The following is a 17,043-nucleotide window of genomic DNA, read 5'->3' as shown; positions in this document are numbered from 1 at the left end:
ATTGTATACATATTATAGTAAATTGTGACAATATACAACAATTTTCCAAGAAAATTTTTATTTTGATTATAATTTATATTCAACTCTTATTAACATGCACAATAAAAGACTGCAAACATTTTAATGATTGCAGTCCTATTTCTTTATAATATATAACAAACTAATTGTATATATTATATTTCTTTATTTAGTTATCCTTTCTTAAACTAATCTTTATATCTTCTCCATTTATATCTCTTATAATGATTTTCACTTTATCTAAATCATCAAAAGTAGTTAAGTCATACATAAAGGCTATTCTTACTCCACCATCTATATTTTCCATATTTCCATTAGTGAATTTATAAATATTACTCTCATTTTCATCAGTAAGTATCATTTTATTAACTATATTTTCATCTACTTTTAACGCTTCTATATTTATATCCATTTTTACTATTGTATTAGTGGCTGAAGATACCATAGAATCAAATTTGATATTTTCATTTTCCTCTTCTAAAACATAACCTATACTTTCAACATTCGTAACTCCATCATATAAATCTAACTCATAATTCCAGTTGCCATTAATTTTTTCTATTGAATCAGAATTATTTTTATATAAAGCAATGTCAACAATTTCTAGGGATATACTCTTTATATCTTCAATTATACTTTTTGTATCTGTAATTATTAAATCACATTCTATCTCTCCACTTTCTGCATTAACTAAATCTATATTCCACTCAACCCCTGTAAAATATGGTGAATACATTCCTTCTTCATCTTTGCCTAAAATAACTCTATCATTATTATCTTTAATATTAAAACCAAACCTTAAACCACTAACATCATTTAATTTATCAGCATCATCAAAGTTCAAAGTAAATGATATTCCTATTTTATTTTTGTCAGGAATTATTTCATTAACTTTTATTGATATTCCATTATCTTTTACTTCATTATCTAACATCTCTTGAACATAGCCATTACTTTTAGCTTTTTGTATTCCTCTATCTTTTAAAAGCTCTTCAATACTAGCTAATACCTTCGGTCCTATAGAAAATGATAAAATTAAACATACCCCAATAAATGATGCTACTATCTTTTTATTAATTTTGCTTTTGATTTTCTTATTTCTATTAATTTCTTCACCATTTCTAATTTCATTAAACGCATCATTTACTTTCTCTAAAATCCCTTCTGGAATACTTTCCTTTTCACTTAACTTGTCTTTAATCTTCTTATCTATATCCACTACTTACTTCCCCCTACCTTAAAATTTCTATTTTCCTCATTATAACTTTTTAAATAAATCTCCTTAAGCTTTTGCCTTGCCCTGCTTAATCTAGACTTTATTGTGCCTTCCTTCTCCTTTAATATCTCACTTATTTCCCTTGTATTAAATCCACTTACATAATAAAGTACAATAACTGTTTTATAACTTTCATCTAGAGAATTTAAAGTCTCATTAAATACTATATTTTCTTCTATACTAACCTTAGCCTCTAATAAATCCTCATTCTCAATACTCTCATAATAATCTTCAACATATATTACCTTTTTATTTTTCAAGATAATATCATTACATTTATTTATAAGTATTTTAATTAGCCAGGTTTTAAAATAAGAGGTATTCTTAAGTACACATATGCTTTTATATGCAGATAATATTGTTTCTTGTATTGCATCTCCTATGTCTTCTTCAGAGCTAAGCCTAGTTTTCGCTACCTTATACATCATCTGAAGATGCTCATTTATTATAGATATAAAAGCTTCTTTATCCCCATTTTGAGCTTTTTTTATAAGAAGTTCCATTAATTTGCCTCCTGAAAGTTTTCTACGCATGCGTTTCTCTTTACATATATTAGACTTAATATATCATAGAATAGTTGCATTGAATTTCTTTAAATAAAAAAATAGTAGCTCTTCTTATAATTAGAAGAATTCTACTATTGTTCTTAAAACTTACTTATATGAGTTTATTACTACTATTTTTTAAATATATTTTCTGCTTGCCTTCTATATAAAATTATTGTAGCTACTAATAATACTATAGAAATAGTAAATATAATTGCTGTTATTAAAACTCCTTTATTAACATAAAAGTCCCTTAGAAAATTTCATTTATTAATCCTATTGCATTACATACTGAGTGAAAAATAATTGCCCAAACAAAATATGCATATGAATCATATTCTAATTTTATAATTTCCTCACTAGGAAATATAATTGATATTCATGTTGAAATTAGCATTTGTATAAGTATTACAATAGTTTGAAATAAAAAAGCATAGATAAAAAATAATATAACTTATTATCATTGATATTGTTTGATATATAATATTCACTTCTACAGAATCTATAAATACCCCTCTTTAAATAATCTATATATTTCATTATTATATTATTGTAGATTTATAATATATAGAATTGATTTTAGTTTTAATAATTTAGAAAGATTATTTAAACTAAATTTATTCATCTACTCTTCATTTTTCTTATATGCATCTTTACCTTCAAAGTCTGTGGTAAGTAATCTTCCATTAACCATAATTACAACCCCTAATAATAAACTATCGTAAGCTTCTTCATAATTAACGTCGAAATATTCTATAGCTGTTAAGATTGAAAAAAATAAAACTCCAATAATAATAAAAGATAAAATTTTCTTTTTTACCGTATTTCCTATAAGTCTTAAAGGATTTTTCCAAACCTTAAATAATAAAATATAAGCTATTGTTGCACTTATCATTGCTGGAATATTTCTGTATAAAAAATCCATAAACATCCTACTATATATTTATAATAAATCTACTCTACTTTCTTTACATCCATTTTCTTATCTTCTCTTTCAGTGTTAATAATTCTACTATTAATACTCGTCAAAACTCCAATGACAGTCCACTGAAAGATTTCTTTAAAGTAAATATTAAAACTATCAAAAATACTACCTACTACTCCACACAATATAATTAATACAACTATTGAAATAATCTTTTTCTTCCTTGTATTTGCAATATATCTAAAAGGATTTTTTAAAGCTTTGAAAAATATTAGATACCCTATAGAGTTACCTACCATACTAGATAACACAATAATAAAAAATAATGCCTTTTCATACATAACCATTCCCCCTGTATATATCTTAAAATTTACCCTATAATTAATTGTATCACCCTTATTTAAGGGTTTTTGTTGAAAATTGTAAAAGCACTTATTTTTTTCTCCCCACAATATGACTTTTATTTTTCCTTTTTTCTTTATATAGTAGGATTTTATAAAAGTAGTTTATTAGTTCTATAAGTTCATATTAAAATCTTAAAAATACTTATAAAAAATAAAAGCTACACATCCTAAAATAAGATGTGTAGCTTTTACTTCTACTTCAAATATTATTGTCTATAATAACTCGTAATTTAAACATAAAGGAACATCATAATTTTTATCTCTTATAAGTTCTGCATCTATATTATAAATATTTTTTAATACTTCCTTTTTCATTATTGAATTTGGTTCATCTTTATAAAGTATTTTTCCATCCTTCATTGCAATAATAAAGTCAGAATACTTTGCCGCATGATTTATATCATGTAAAACCATAACTACTGTACACTTATGTTTTTCATTTAAGTTATTTACAATATTAAGTACTTCAAGCTGGTGAGACATATCTAAAAAAGTGGTTGGCTCATCTAATAATAATATATCTGTTTCTTGTGCTAATGCCATTGCCAGCCAAACTCTTTGTCTTTGTCCTCCAGATAAATCTGATAATTCTCTTTCTCTAAAGTCAAGAGTATTAGTTACCTTTAATGCCCATTCAATCTTTTCTTTATCTTTTCTAGATAATTTATTTACATTAGATCTATGAGGATATCTTCCATAGGAAACTAATTCTTCTACTTTTAACTCTGAAGGAGCAGTAGGATTTTGTGATAATATAGCCAGTTTTTCTGCTATTTCCTTACTCTTCATATTATCCATATTTTTATCTAGAAGAAAAACTTCACCCTTTTCCTTTTTAAGTATTCTTCCTATACTTTTTAGTAAAGTTGATTTACCACATCCATTAGGTCCAATAATACTTGTTACTTTCCCTTCTTCAATGCTTAAATCTAAATCATCAATTATTATTTTTTTATCATAGCCTATTTTTAAATCTTTTATATTAATAGCATTCTTCATATCTTACCTCTTATGATTTAAATAATAAATATACAAAATAAGGAATACCAATAATTGATACTACTATTCCCACAGCCAGTTCTGATGGAGCAAAAATAGTCTTAGCAATAAAGTCTGATACTACTAAAAGTAAGGCTCCAATTAAGGCTGTTACAGGCATAAGTTTTCTATGTTTTATTCCTACTAGTTGCCTTGCTATATGTGGTGCCATTAATCCAATAAAACCAATATTCCCAGCAACGCATACAGATGCACTAATTAATCCAACACAAGCAAATAGTAATTTTTTCTTTTCTTTTTCTAAGTTTATACCAAGACCAACTATACTTCCTTCTTCTAATTGGAAATAATCTAGTAAATACACCTTTTTATAAAGATATAATCCTAAAATTATTATCCAAGGAAGCATCATATAAATAAATGTCCAGTTTGCATTATATATGGAACCTGCTTGCCAAATAGCTGCAAACTCAAAATCTGTAGCATTCATTTTCATAGAGAAAAGCATGGATACAGCTGAAAAACCACTATTTATGGCTATACCAGTTAATATAAGTTTTTGCATATCCATCTTGTTATTGTTTTTTGAGAATAATAATATTAGTATTGCTGCTGCTAAACCACCTATAAATCCAAATACAGGCATAGCAAAGATGTTTAAAAAATTACTTCCATCTGATACTGATGAATTAAAACTAACAAAAAACATGTATATAATAACAGCAGCTCCTGCTCCAGAATTTATTCCTAATATCCCTGGATCAGCTAATTCATTTTTAGTAATTCCTTGTAAGAAAAGCCCTGCTATTGATAAACCTATTCCAACTAAAATAGCAATTATTATTCTTGGAAGTCTAAATTCAAATACTACTAATCTAAACTTTTCATTATCGTTTAAATTAAATAGAGTTTGGAATACCTCTCCAATACTTATATCAAACATCCCATTTGTTAAATGTAAATAGAAGGCTGCTACAATTAACAATATTAGTGCTATTATTATAAAAGAATAATTAACTTTTCTCTTATGCATTTTTTGCCCCTCCTTTTGTCTTTATCATATATAAAAAGAAAGGAACTCCAATAATAGCTGTTACTGTTCCAATTGGTGTTTCAAATGGATATTCTATGTATCTACTTATTAAGTCACATAAACTTAAAAAGAAAGCTCCCCCAATTAAGGAATATGGAATTATATACTTATAATCATGTCCAACTATCATTCTAATCATATTAGGTATTACTAATCCAACAAAAGCAATCTTACCAACTAATGCAACTGAAGTGGCTGTAAGTAAAACTACAGCACCCATAGATAAGAATTTCACTATATTTGTTCTTTGCCCTAAACTAATAGCTATATCCTCACCTAATGAGCTTATTGTAATGTCCTTAGCCACCATAAATGCTATTAAAATCCCAACAATCCCTATTGGAACTATTAATTTTAATAACTCAATATTTACAGTATGAACCTTTGTATTATACCAAGCTGAAATAGTTTGAGATACTTGGTAGTACATTGCAATTGCTGATCCTAAACTACTTAAAAAACTACCTACTATTGTTCCTATAATAGCAAGTCTAACAGGTGATAACCCATTTTTTATAGATGAACCTATACCTAAAACTAATACAGCTCCTAGTATAGAACCAAATATAGAAACTAAAATTAGACTTCCATTTGAAAGTCCTGGATAAAAAACCATGGCTATAGTAATTAAGAAAGCTGAACCATCATTTACTCCCATTAATGAAGGTGATGCTAGATAATTTCTTGTTATCCCTTGCATAATTGCACCAGCTACAGCTAAAAATCCCCCAACAACTAATACAGCTATGGCCCTAGGTAATCTATTACTTCTTATAATTAAGTGATCTACATTATTGGCATCAAATTTAAATATAGCATCATACACAACTTCTTTTGGTATGGATTTAGTTCCTAAGGTAACAGATAAAATAGTCACAGCTATTATTCCTACTATACATATCATAAATATTATTAACAATTTTTTATTAAACTTCTTCATCTTTATCCCCTTAAAAAATTGGGACTGCCCCAAGACAGTCCAATTAAGAATTACTAATTAAAAATGAATAACTATTAATGTAATATCTTCTAATATGCAATAAATAATTTTATTTTGAAAACTCCTACTGAAGTTTTTTCATAAATTTTATTTTACATTCTTCATTATCCATTGCGCGGCAGCACTATATGCCACAGCAATATTCTTCTATTTTAATAAATTCTCTACAACTGCATCTAAAAATCTAACTTTTGACCAAGCTGTTCCCCCTTGAGCTAAAGGATCAACTGAGTTAACAAATACTTTATTATTTTTAGAAGCTTCTATACTCTTAAATATAGGATTTTCTAATAATTGATTTAAAGCTTCAGGAGCATCACTATTCTCAGAATCCTCAAATTGTAAGAAGATTGCATCTGGATTTATTTCTGCTAAAGTTTCTATAGTAAGCTCTGCTTGTGCTTTAGAATTTGTAATTATTTCAGGAATCTTTACTCCTAAATCAGTATATAAAACTGGATTTAAATATACATCTGCCGGATATACATACATTATTCCGCCTCTAATTCTAATAACTAAAACATCTTTATCTTTATATTCACTTGAAAGTTCTTCTTTTGTCTTTGAAGCTTTTTCTTCATAATCTGAAATTAATTTATTAGCTACATCTTTCTTTCCTGTTATCTCTCCTAGAGCTAATAGATTATCTTTCCAATTAGCTGATATATGTGAATATGGTAATGTTACAGCTATCTTGTTTAACTTATCAGAAACTTCTTCTTTAAATTTTGAACTTCCAATAATAACATCAGGATTTAATCCTAAAATAACTTCTGCATTAGGACTCATTTTATCTCCAACTAAAGTTACTCCTTTAAAGTCTTCAGCTAGATATTTAGGTACTTCCCCAGCTACTTCTAAAACTCCAACTGCATTAACACCTAAAACTGCTGCATCTTCCATTCCTTCTAAACTTGCAAGAACTACGTTCTCAACCTTTTTGTCAAAAGAATATTCTTGTCCTAAATAATTTATTGTAAATGGCTTGTCCTCATTTTCTGTAACATTTTGTTCTGTAACATTCTTATCTGTAGTATCCTTATTAGTGCAAGCTGCTAAACTTCCAGCTAAAACTACTGATAAAAATAAAGTTAAGTATTTTTTCATATTATCCCTCCGTTGGTATTGATAATCATTTTCAATTCATGATTATTCTATCAGAATCTTTCAGAAGGGAAAATAGACTTTCCGGAGAATTTTTTGTACTTTTGCCGATTTTACTTTTTTAGTACTAAACTTGTTACTAGATTAGTATTAATTTCTCTATATTTTCTAGGGCATACCCCTACATTTTTTTTGAATGTTTTACTGAAATAAAAGCAATCATTATATCCAGTCATATCAGCTATTTCAGAAATTGTATAGCTAGAAAACTTTAATAATCTTTTAGCTTCTTTTAGTCTATATTCTGTTAAGTATTTTATTGGAGATAAGCCTGTAACTTCTTGAAAAACCTCACTAAATCTCCTTCTATCAATATCTAATATATCCGATATTTGACTTACTGATATTGGTTCATTAAAATTCTTATTTATGTATTCAATTCCCTTATTAACTAATTTCAATTTATCATTATATTGCACGTCTCTTACAGTCTCAACTAAAGAATTAATTAAATTTATAAATTCTACTTTGCAAGAGAATTTTGTGAAATTATCTGGACTTAATGATTTGTCCCGAATATTTTCACAGTATTTTATTAATGGTAGCCTGTCCTCAATTTCTAAATAAAATGATTCTTCCTGTATATTTTCAAACTTTTCAGTAGTAGATATATTTTTATAATGAACTACGTAATACTCTATACCTACATCTTCAGTTTCTACTCTAATATCCATTCTTGAGCCACAATGTAAAACAGTATTATTATTTAAATTATATTTTTGATTATTTACAGAAAAAGAGCATTCTCCCCTTATAGGTATTACTATTCCACATAAATCTTTTGCAGTTTTTCTATTAAGATCTTTTTCTTTAGGAAGCAACTTAGCTTTAAATATATCAATAAATTCAATAGAACTCTCAGAAAAATATTCAATTAACCAATTAATGCTTTGTTTCATGATTGTTGACCTTTCCCTTCTATTATTTTATACTTGTTACTAAATATTAGCATAAAGGAGCAATTTATATGGATAATTTTAAGATAAAATCAAACTATACTAATAACTTTTATGATATTAAATTCTACATTCCAGAAGATTCAAATGCAAGTGATTTACCACTAATAGTAGTCCTAGATGGTGGATATTATTTTGAAATAGTTAAATCTTGTATTAGACAGCAAAGTCAATTATTTGTTAAAACCGGGGTTAAACCTTCTATAGTTGTAGGTATATGTCATCAAGAATTTGAGAAAAAAGAAAAGAGATTTTTAGACTTTACAGCTCCAGCAGATAAATATTTCATAGATGAAAAAAGAAAATTTATGATACCTGATAACCTAGGTGGTAGTGAAAATTTCAATAATTTTATAGAAAAAGAGCTTCTACCAATAATCGAATCTAATATAAATTTTGATAAGAATAATATGACTATACTTGGTCATTCATTAAGTGGTTACTATGTATTGTGGAATTTATTAAAGGGTTCAAATATCTATAAAAATATAATTTCCTTTAGCCCATCTGTATGGTGGAATGATTACGAAATTTTAAACTTCAAAGGCCTAGAAAACAGTGATAAAAATATTTTTATAGGTGTAGGTGAAAAAGAAGGATACATGGTTGAAGGAGCTGAAAAAATATATAGTAATATTAAAAGCTTTAATAACAACACTACTCTCTATATTGCACCAGAAGAAAATCATGGTTCTGTAGTAATAACTGGTATAAGCAGAGCTCTTAGATATATTTTCTCATTCTAATAATTAAATAGAATGGTGCTGTCGCACAATGTAAAATTAATAATTAAGAATAAATAATATAAAATTAATGAAAAAAACTCCCTTAAGAGTTTTAAAAATCATTTATTTTTTAGTAATTCTTTAATAGTTACATAAATAATTCTTAATTTCAGTTGATAATGCCACAGCTCCATTCTATTTATTTTAAGTTTAACTTTTTAAATGTCTACTTTAATAAGCATATTCTAAAGCTTTACTTTCCTAGTAAAAATTAATAAGTAATTATCATAATTCATCTCTCTCAAAATTGAACTGCATATTTAACATTATCTAATCCATTTTCCATAAATACATCTTCAAGTGTTAATGAATCTTCCCTTAAGTCTACTACGTTATCTAGCTCATATTCCCATTTATAATTAGAATTATTAAATATATTTACCGACTTGCTATTTGTATTTATTTCAGATGGCTCACTTATAGTACCTACAGCCAAAACCTTAGTTTCATTTGTATTTGTTTCATCTACTAATACAAACTTTTCAAATCGATTATAATTATCGGGTAAATTAGTTAATGCATAAATGCCCTTATCTATAACCTCATTTACAGTATCCTTAGTTGCCTTTAAAACTATTATCTTTTCTTGACTCATTAAATTACTTGTTATACACATAAGATTACCTCCTTATTTTTATTTCCTTATCTTTAATTGTTTAAGCATGTATCTTATCTAGTCTATGAGTAACTTTATAATTATTTTCTATGGATTTTCTTCTAAATTCCTATTATGTTCATTACTATTTAATCCTCTTCCTATAAATCCTCCTCCAGGTTATAAGATTTATATTATTGTTTGCAAATTAACTTATAAGTATTCTAAATAAATTATGAGTTTATTTATCAGATCATTTCTACAGAAGTTTTCATATCAATTGTTTGATTAACCACATTTATTAATCAATAAGTGATATACTGAACACATAAAAAGTTAAAATTTGATTGGAGGTATAAGAGTGAAAAATATTTATGATTGTTATACACTAAACAACGGCGTTAAAATACCATGCGTCGGATATGGAACATACAAGGCAGCAGAGGGAAACAGTGCAGAAATCATACGCACTGCCATTGAAGCAGGATATAGATATTTTGATACAGCCTCATTTTATGAGACAGAAACCTATCTTGCTGAAGCTGTCCGCGGCAGTAAAATCAAAAGAGAGGAATTCTTTTTTGCTTCTAAGGTATGGAAAGATGAGATGGGCTATGAAGAAACTAAAGCTGCACTATACAGGACTCTAAATAATCTAAATACAGATTATCTAGATCTTTACTTAATCCACTGGCCTCTTCCTTCTCCTGATTACAAAGAATGGAGACAACTAAATATAGATACTTGGAGAGCAATGGAGGAACTATACCATGAAGGAAAAATCCGTGCAATAGGATTTAGTAATTTTCTACCACATCATATAGAAAACATTATTCAAAATTGTAAAGTTTCCCCTATGGTTAACCAGTTAGAATTTCATCCTGGCTATACTCAAGATGCAACTGTGCAATACTGCAAAGAACATAATATTCAAGTACAAGCATGGAGTCCAATTGGAAGGACAAGAGTTTTAAAAGATCCTCTTATTTTGGAGCTAGCTGAGAAATATAAGGTATCTCCAGCTCAGATTTGTTTAAAATTTGCCCTACAAAAAGATATAATACCAATTCCAAAATCCTCTTCCATGGCAAGGATGAAAGAGAATCAGGATCTGTTCTCCTTTGAAATTTCAAAAGAAGACATGTACCGTCTTGATACAATGCCTCAAACAGGCTGGTCAGGAGAACATCCAGATAGAGAAAGAGTTCCATTATAATTTTCTAAAGCATAAAAAATATTACTGGAAACTCAAATTTCCAGTAATATTTAAATAATAAAAATAATAATTACACAGAATTATCTATTGTCTCTCAAATACACAAAACTATCATTTAATCAAATTTAATATTTCTATTGTGCCTTTAATACAATGCGTTCTTCTTTTCCATTCCATTTAATTATGAAAGTAATTTCAGTATCTTCAGAAAGTATTGTCCCATTTCCACCAGAGTCACTATCCTTTACATAACAATTTTTATCAATAGTTAACCTATTTACTATCAAATACCATCTATAGTTTCACTCTCAAAATCAATAGTAATAATGTACCTATCATAACAATAGTAGCCTAAATAAGATTATTTAAAAATTGAGCTTATAATTAAACTTATCATATATGTTATAAATGAAAATATTATTGCTATAAAAAGAATATTTATAATTAACATGTTATAGCTTATTATCATATTTATTGATACATATTTTGTTATTCCTAATAAATTTAATATAATAAGGATTAAAAACATGCTAAAAAGACCCTTGCTAGCTCCTTTTATATCTGCTTTACTTAATGATATATGAGAAGATATACATATTGCTAACAATATAAAAATTATAAATTCTACATTCTTAAAATTATCTAATGTAAATACTAACTTTGTTAATTCTTTAAATGATAATACCACATTAATTAAGTTAACCTGATTGATATTATTAAGTATAGTTGACATAAAAACATTATAAACACTTGGTATAAGAAAATACATTAGAATACCAATAGAAATAGTTCCTCCTAAAATAGGGGCTATCCCGATAAAGAAGTTCCCTATTTGTTGATATATACTCTTAGTATTATATCTATGTTTTACATAACCTAATGTATTATCTTCACTACTCGGCTTAAAAAGCTTTATTTCTGTTATCTCATGCCTAAAAATAATAGCTACTATTGCATGGCTTAACTCATGTATAGGAACACCTATAAACCCTGTTATATAAATAGATTTTCTTCCAAAAGCTTTATAAAAATTTTTAATAGACCTCTCTCTAAAAAATCCTAATATAAACCCAACTACAACAATAGAGCCTACAAGGCATACAATTTCAAATATAGTTATAATTAATAATTCTTTTAAAAACTCCATGCATTAATTCCTCTCTATATTTACTAATTTAATAAAGTCAATATTTTAAGAATACCAGGTTTTAGTCCTACTTTTCTCGCATTTTAAAGTATACTTTTTTAATAAAGTTTAATTTAAATTATTAATTAGATTAATATAACAAAAAACTATTATTTCACATTTGGAAAAATAAATTTTATAGAAAAACCTTTATTTATTATTGAATCAATTTCTATATCTATTTTCATTAAGTCACAATATTTCTTAACTAAATATAATCCTATCCCTGTTGATTTCTTTATATTATCATAATTCCCTGTAAATCCTTTATCAAAAATAAAGGGTAAATCTTGTTTTTCTACACCAAGTCCATTATCTTTAATTTCGAGATAGATTCTCTCATCTTCTTTATATATTCCTGATTTTATCCAAATATATTTATCTTTATCTTTTGAATATTTTAAAGCATTTTCTATAACTTGAGATAAAATAAACTTCATAGTTTTTTCATCTGTAACTACATTTTTATTATAAATTTCTACCTCTAAGCTTACATTGTTTTCTTTAATTAAGCTATTTAAATCCATTATTACATCTATTGTAATTTCATTAATATCAACTTTTTTAAATTTAAAATTTATATGTGAAGATTGAAGTCTTGCATAATATAAAATCAAGTCCAAATCAATACTAATTCTATAAATAACATGATTAAACCTTTTATATACTAAAGGGGACATTTCATCTTTCCTATTTTCAAGTAATAGAGTTCCTAGATGAAGCGGGGTTTTTATTTCATGAATCCAACCTTCTATTAAATCCTCATGTTCTAAATACTTTTCTTCACTTTCTTTAATCTCTTTTTCCAAACTTCTTAATTTATCACCAATATTTTTTATTGAATCTATATAATTTTCATTAAAGATATTCAAAAGTTTTGCTTCATTCTCTTCATTAGGTTCATTTAAAAATCTTTCGAAATAAATTTCCTGATTGCTTATTTTATTTCCTTCAAAAAACAGACCAACTAAGATAATTATTAAGGTAAAAAGAACCATTAATCCAACTAAAACTTTAAAATTATTTGGAGACACTAACCACATCATAAATATAAAAAATAAATTAGTTAAGATAAGAAGAAAAATCCATATTCCTGATTCTATAAAACTACTTTTAATTTTACTCCTCATCTATAACCTCCAATTTATATCCAATCCCTCTAATTGTTGTAATAACATTATCTAAATTAATTTTTGATAAACTTTTTCTAAGTCTTGTCATGTTAACCTGAAGAATATTTTCATCAACAAAATCTTTTGTTCCCCAAAGTTCAATAAATAAATCTTCCTTTTTAACTGTTTTGGGATAATTAATCATAAGATTACGAAGTATCTTTCCTTCATTTTCTGGAAGTATAATAGAATTTTCTAAATACTTTACTTCGTAGATTTTTTCATCTAAAATCAAATTCCCAACAGAAATATTATTTATAATTTTTTCGTACATCTTAATTATTTTTTCTGCTCTTGCAATTATTCTATCTGGATGACAAGGCTTGGTTAAATAATCATCTGCACCTAAATCTAATGCATGTAACTCATCTTTCATTTGATTTCTAGATGTAAGTATAAGAACTGGAAAAGATGTTCTTTGCTTCAATGATTTACATATTTCAAACCCAGACATTCCTGGCAAATTCAAATCTAAAACTATTAAATCTGGATTAGATTTTTTTATATCCTCTAAAGTATTGTTAAAATTTGTTATGCTTTCTACTACATATCCTCTCTTTTCAAAAATACTTTCAAGCTCTTCTCTAATATATAAATCATCTTCTATTATTAACACCTTTTCCAAAATACTCAGCCCCTATCAAAAACATTTAATGAATTTATTTCTTTATAACTTGTTCTATCAATTATTTTTATATAAATAAGTTCTACAATAACTAACATAATAATTATAACAGAAGCTATTGGTCCAATATATACTAAAAGCTTTTTACTTTCCTCATTTAAAAAACTATTAAACATTGCCCATATTCCAAATATTGAACTTATTAAAGAAGCTCCTATAACTAATCCAAAAAATATTCTTACTTGAGATTTTGCAGACTTAAATACCTCTGATTTTTCTGCTCCTAGCTTAAGTAAGATTTCGTATCTTTCTTTTGTAGAGCTAAGCTGTATTAAAAACTTAATACCAATCATTGTATTTCCTATTATTAAGAATATAATTCCTAAATATAAAGTTAAATAACTACCTGTTACAATATAAAACAGATTTCTTCCCATACCTTGTAGATAGCTCTCATATTGTAATCCACTTTCAGATAAAATTTCATTAACTTCACTTATAGCTTGCATTAATCCTTTCTCTTCAACCAAATTATTATTTATATTTAAATTCCAAATTGGATAGTCTGTATTTCCTATAAGATTCTTATATAAATCATCCGAAACAATAAGAGCATTTGAAAGAGTTATTGCTCTATCAGCTACAATGTTATCTATATAATACTCCTTAGCTAGATCATATTTTTCTCCTTGAATTATAATATATGGATTTTCTTTTAAAACTTCATTTATAAAATCTTCTGAGTAAAATCCTGAATTAGAATAAAAGGCAACTTCATTATTTTCTAAAATAAGATTTTCTTTTCCTGATGCTTCTCTCATTTTATTAAAAGATTCTAAAGAAATTATATACGGATAATTATCAGTTGTTAAATACTGCAATATTATCTTCTTACTCTTTGATTCAGGCATTTTTTCTATTTTCTGTCTAAAGCCTTCCCAAGAGAACTCTAATACTTCATTATCCCCTGAATTAAGTGATGCTCTCATACTATCTAAATAGACAGGATAATAATTTTCTACATAAGAATTTAAATCTAAGGTATTTATAGTTTCCTTAATTTCCTCTTCAGAAGCTGTTATTGAGAAATCTACTGTTCTATTAGTATTATCTTGATTTGATATAGCTACAGAAGCCCCAAAAGCAATACATATCATTGATAATAAAACTAATAAAGAAGAAAATGCTAAAGTATTTGATTCAAAAAATATATTTTCTTGAATTTGTCTCATTGTAAATGTAAATAAACCACTAGATTTCTCTGACCTTTTATTTAACGTATTTCCAATTAAAGCACTAATTCCTTTAAAGAACATAAAAGTGCCAGTAATTCCTGTAACTAAAACTATAATAGCAACAACTAAATTTAAAGATTTCAAAAGTAAAATAGCAACTAGGTAGGCTATTATTAGTAAAATGACTCCTATAATTAAATAAATCCATCTAGATTTTTCAGAAGAAATAATTTGCTTTTTGGAGCTATCTTTCTTTATTAAATCAAGAGGTTCCTTCTTACTTATAGAAATACTTAATAAAATCATAGCTATAATTTGTACCAACAAAAATCCTATAACAGTTCCTATAATACCTGTATATGAAAATTTGAATTGATGTCCTATAATTCCTATTCCAATTATCTTTATAGTAGCTAAACTTATTAATTCCGTTAAAAACAAAGCTATTGGTATTCCTATTAAAAGAGAAATTAAACTATTGTATATTGTTTCTCCCATAAGTAATCCAAAGATTTTTCCTCTTCTCATACCTAACATCTGATACATTCCAAATTCTTTTTTTCTTCTTTCCAAATGATATCTACTAGAAAAATATATTAAGAAAAATAGGAAAAATAAAGATAATACATATACAAGCTTAATTAAAATCATTAGCTTTTGAATTGCATCACTTTCCATAGTTCTTAAAAAACTAATTACATCTTGATCTTCTAAAGAAAGTAAAACATAAAAAGATACTATAGCTACAATTAAAGAACCAAAGTAAAGTCCATTTTCTTTTCTACTCTTTTTTGCATTTTTGAAAATATGCTTAAAGAACATTTGCACTTCCTCCTCCTAATTGAGCCATTACCATTAAGATTCTTTCATAGAAATCACTTTGACTCTCTTTTTCCTTATTTCTTCTAAGTTCATGAAAAATAACTCCATCTTGTATAAATAAAATTCTTGAACAAAAACTTGCTGCATTAACATCATGAGTAACCATTAAAATAGTTGATTCATTTTCTTTATTTATAATCTCAAGCTTACTCATTAAAGACTTAGCATTTTTTGAATCCAAAGCTCCTGTTGGTTCATCTGCTAATACAATTTCTGGATTTGTAATTAAAGCTCTAGCAGCGGCAACCCTTTGCTTTTGACCTCCTGACATTTCATTTGGATACTTATTTAAAATAGATTCGATATCTAATTGTTTAACTATTTTAAGCAACTTTTCCTTAGCTACTTCATAACTAATATTGTGAATAGACAAAGGTAAAATAATATTCTCTTTAGCTGTTAAATTATCTAGTAACTCAAAATCCTGAAATAAATAACCAATTTTATTCCCTCTAAAATCGGCTAATTTCCTTCCCTTAAAAGTACAAATATCTTCACCATTTAATAAAACCTTACCAGATGTAGGCCTAAGCATAGTTGAAATACAATTAAGTAATGTTGTTTTACCTGATCCACTAGCCCCCATTATTCCTAAAAACTCACCTGGTAGAACATCAAAAGTAATTCCTCTTAAAGCTTCAGTCTTACTTTCATTACTTCCGTATACCTTCTTAATATTTTCAACTTTTAATAATTTATCATTAATATTCATTTATTCTCCTCCTACTCTTTATATATCTAATTCTAATAAAGAGTAGTGTAAATTAAAACTTACACTTTGTGTAAGGTTCCACTTTATCTATAGTACATTATTGATTAACTTATATTTTGTGTAGAACATTCTTAAAATAAAAACTCACTATAATTAAATCTTTAACCCTTATTATTTATTACCCTAAACATAATCTATTAATATTATTACAGCATCATTTTTACCAAAATATACTTCATTTATAAAATAGATAAT

General features: G+C 26.4%; 18 protein-coding genes. 2 read left to right on the top strand and 16 right to left on the bottom strand.

All coding sequences use genetic code 11. From position 1 onward, the window contains the following. Positions 1 to 187 precede the first annotated feature (187 nt). The 9 genes from E5347_RS10150 to E5347_RS10110 form a co-directional block, all read right to left on the bottom strand. The gene (locus E5347_RS10150; RefSeq protein ID WP_136007011.1) at positions 188 to 1,237 is read right to left on the bottom strand and encodes a DUF4179 domain-containing protein; all 1,050 of its coding nucleotides are present in this window, start codon (positions 1,235 to 1,237) and stop codon (positions 188 to 190) included. After that, positions 1,237 to 1,797: an RNA polymerase sigma factor gene (locus E5347_RS10145; RefSeq protein WP_136007009.1), complete on the bottom strand. Its 561-nt coding sequence runs from the start codon at positions 1,795 to 1,797 to the stop codon at positions 1,237 to 1,239. The genes E5347_RS10150 and E5347_RS10145 overlap by 1 nt, the downstream gene beginning before the upstream one ends. A 667-nt stretch (positions 1,798 to 2,464) precedes the next feature. Next, on the bottom strand, positions 2,465 to 2,764 hold the full coding sequence (locus E5347_RS10140; protein WP_136007007.1) for a hypothetical protein: 300 nt from the start codon (positions 2,762 to 2,764) through the stop codon (positions 2,465 to 2,467). A gap of 29 nt (positions 2,765 to 2,793) precedes the next feature. Continuing rightward, the gene (locus E5347_RS10135; RefSeq protein ID WP_136007005.1) at positions 2,794 to 3,105 is read right to left on the bottom strand and encodes a hypothetical protein; all 312 of its coding nucleotides are present in this window, start codon (positions 3,103 to 3,105) and stop codon (positions 2,794 to 2,796) included. A gap of 276 nt (positions 3,106 to 3,381) precedes the next feature. Next, positions 3,382 to 4,167: an ABC transporter ATP-binding protein gene (locus E5347_RS10130; protein WP_136007003.1), complete on the bottom strand. Its 786-nt coding sequence runs from the start codon at positions 4,165 to 4,167 to the stop codon at positions 3,382 to 3,384. Between the two features lie 10 nt (positions 4,168 to 4,177). Then, the gene (locus E5347_RS10125; protein ID WP_136007001.1) at positions 4,178 to 5,200 is read right to left on the bottom strand and encodes a FecCD family ABC transporter permease; all 1,023 of its coding nucleotides are present in this window, start codon (positions 5,198 to 5,200) and stop codon (positions 4,178 to 4,180) included. Then, positions 5,193 to 6,200, bottom strand: coding sequence for a FecCD family ABC transporter permease (locus E5347_RS10120; RefSeq protein WP_136006999.1), 1,008 nt, complete (start codon positions 6,198 to 6,200; stop codon positions 5,193 to 5,195). Before E5347_RS10120 ends, E5347_RS10125 begins: the two co-directional genes overlap by 8 nt. Positions 6,201 to 6,407: 207 nt before the next feature. Continuing rightward, a complete protein-coding gene (locus E5347_RS10115; RefSeq protein WP_136006996.1) occupies positions 6,408 to 7,367 on the bottom strand; it encodes an ABC transporter substrate-binding protein in 960 nt (319 codons plus the stop codon). Between the two features lie 110 nt (positions 7,368 to 7,477). Beyond that, the gene (locus tag E5347_RS10110) at positions 7,478 to 8,323 is read right to left on the bottom strand and encodes a helix-turn-helix domain-containing protein (protein ID WP_136006994.1); all 846 of its coding nucleotides are present in this window, start codon (positions 8,321 to 8,323) and stop codon (positions 7,478 to 7,480) included. A gap of 68 nt (positions 8,324 to 8,391) precedes the next feature. Here E5347_RS10110 and E5347_RS10105 point away from each other — a divergent pair, with 68 nt between their 5' ends. Beyond that, entirely contained in the window at positions 8,392 to 9,126 is a 735-nt protein-coding gene (locus E5347_RS10105; protein ID WP_136006993.1) for an alpha/beta hydrolase, read from the top strand. 280 nt (positions 9,127 to 9,406) lie between these two features. Here the strand turns inward: E5347_RS10105 and E5347_RS10100 are convergent, their stop codons facing one another. After that, a complete protein-coding gene (locus E5347_RS10100; protein WP_136006991.1) occupies positions 9,407 to 9,781 on the bottom strand; it encodes a hypothetical protein in 375 nt (124 codons plus the stop codon). Positions 9,782 to 10,121: 340 nt separating this feature from the next. Here E5347_RS10100 and E5347_RS10095 point away from each other — a divergent pair, with 340 nt between their 5' ends. Further along, positions 10,122 to 10,976, top strand: coding sequence for an aldo/keto reductase (locus E5347_RS10095; protein ID WP_136006989.1), 855 nt, complete (start codon positions 10,122 to 10,124; stop codon positions 10,974 to 10,976). Between the two features lie 134 nt (positions 10,977 to 11,110). Here the strand turns inward: E5347_RS10095 and E5347_RS16880 are convergent, their stop codons facing one another. The 6 genes from E5347_RS16880 to E5347_RS10070 form a co-directional block, all read right to left on the bottom strand. Then, positions 11,111 to 11,263 carry a hypothetical protein gene (locus E5347_RS16880; protein WP_168354944.1) on the bottom strand — a complete coding sequence of 51 codons (153 nt, stop codon included), beginning with the start codon at positions 11,261 to 11,263 and terminating at the stop codon, positions 11,111 to 11,113. 74 nt (positions 11,264 to 11,337) lie between these two features. Further along, entirely contained in the window at positions 11,338 to 12,123 is a 786-nt protein-coding gene (locus tag E5347_RS10090) for a hypothetical protein (RefSeq protein ID WP_136006987.1), read from the bottom strand. A gap of 149 nt (positions 12,124 to 12,272) precedes the next feature. Next, a complete protein-coding gene (locus E5347_RS10085) occupies positions 12,273 to 13,292 on the bottom strand; it encodes a sensor histidine kinase (protein ID WP_136006986.1) in 1,020 nt (339 codons plus the stop codon). Continuing rightward, a complete protein-coding gene (locus tag E5347_RS10080; protein ID WP_243109769.1) occupies positions 13,282 to 13,950 on the bottom strand; it encodes a response regulator transcription factor in 669 nt (222 codons plus the stop codon). The genes E5347_RS10085 and E5347_RS10080 overlap by 11 nt, the downstream gene beginning before the upstream one ends. 14 nt (positions 13,951 to 13,964) lie before the next feature. Next, positions 13,965 to 16,016 (bottom strand): FtsX-like permease family protein, encoded by a 2,052-nt coding sequence (locus E5347_RS10075; RefSeq protein ID WP_136006982.1) that lies wholly within the window; start codon positions 16,014 to 16,016, stop codon positions 13,965 to 13,967. Then, positions 16,006 to 16,782 carry an ABC transporter ATP-binding protein gene (locus E5347_RS10070; protein ID WP_425350452.1) on the bottom strand — a complete coding sequence of 259 codons (777 nt, stop codon included), beginning with the start codon at positions 16,780 to 16,782 and terminating at the stop codon, positions 16,006 to 16,008. Before E5347_RS10070 ends, E5347_RS10075 begins: the two co-directional genes overlap by 11 nt. Between the last annotated feature and the right edge of the window lie 261 nt (positions 16,783 to 17,043).

Origin of the sequence: Clostridium sartagoforme, assembly GCF_004794105.1 — a bacterium.
Lineage (GTDB): Bacteria > Bacillota > Clostridia > Clostridiales > Clostridiaceae > Clostridium > Clostridium sartagoforme_B.
Note: the sequence above shows the minus strand (reverse complement) of the source record. Positions and strands in the feature narration are given on the sequence as shown.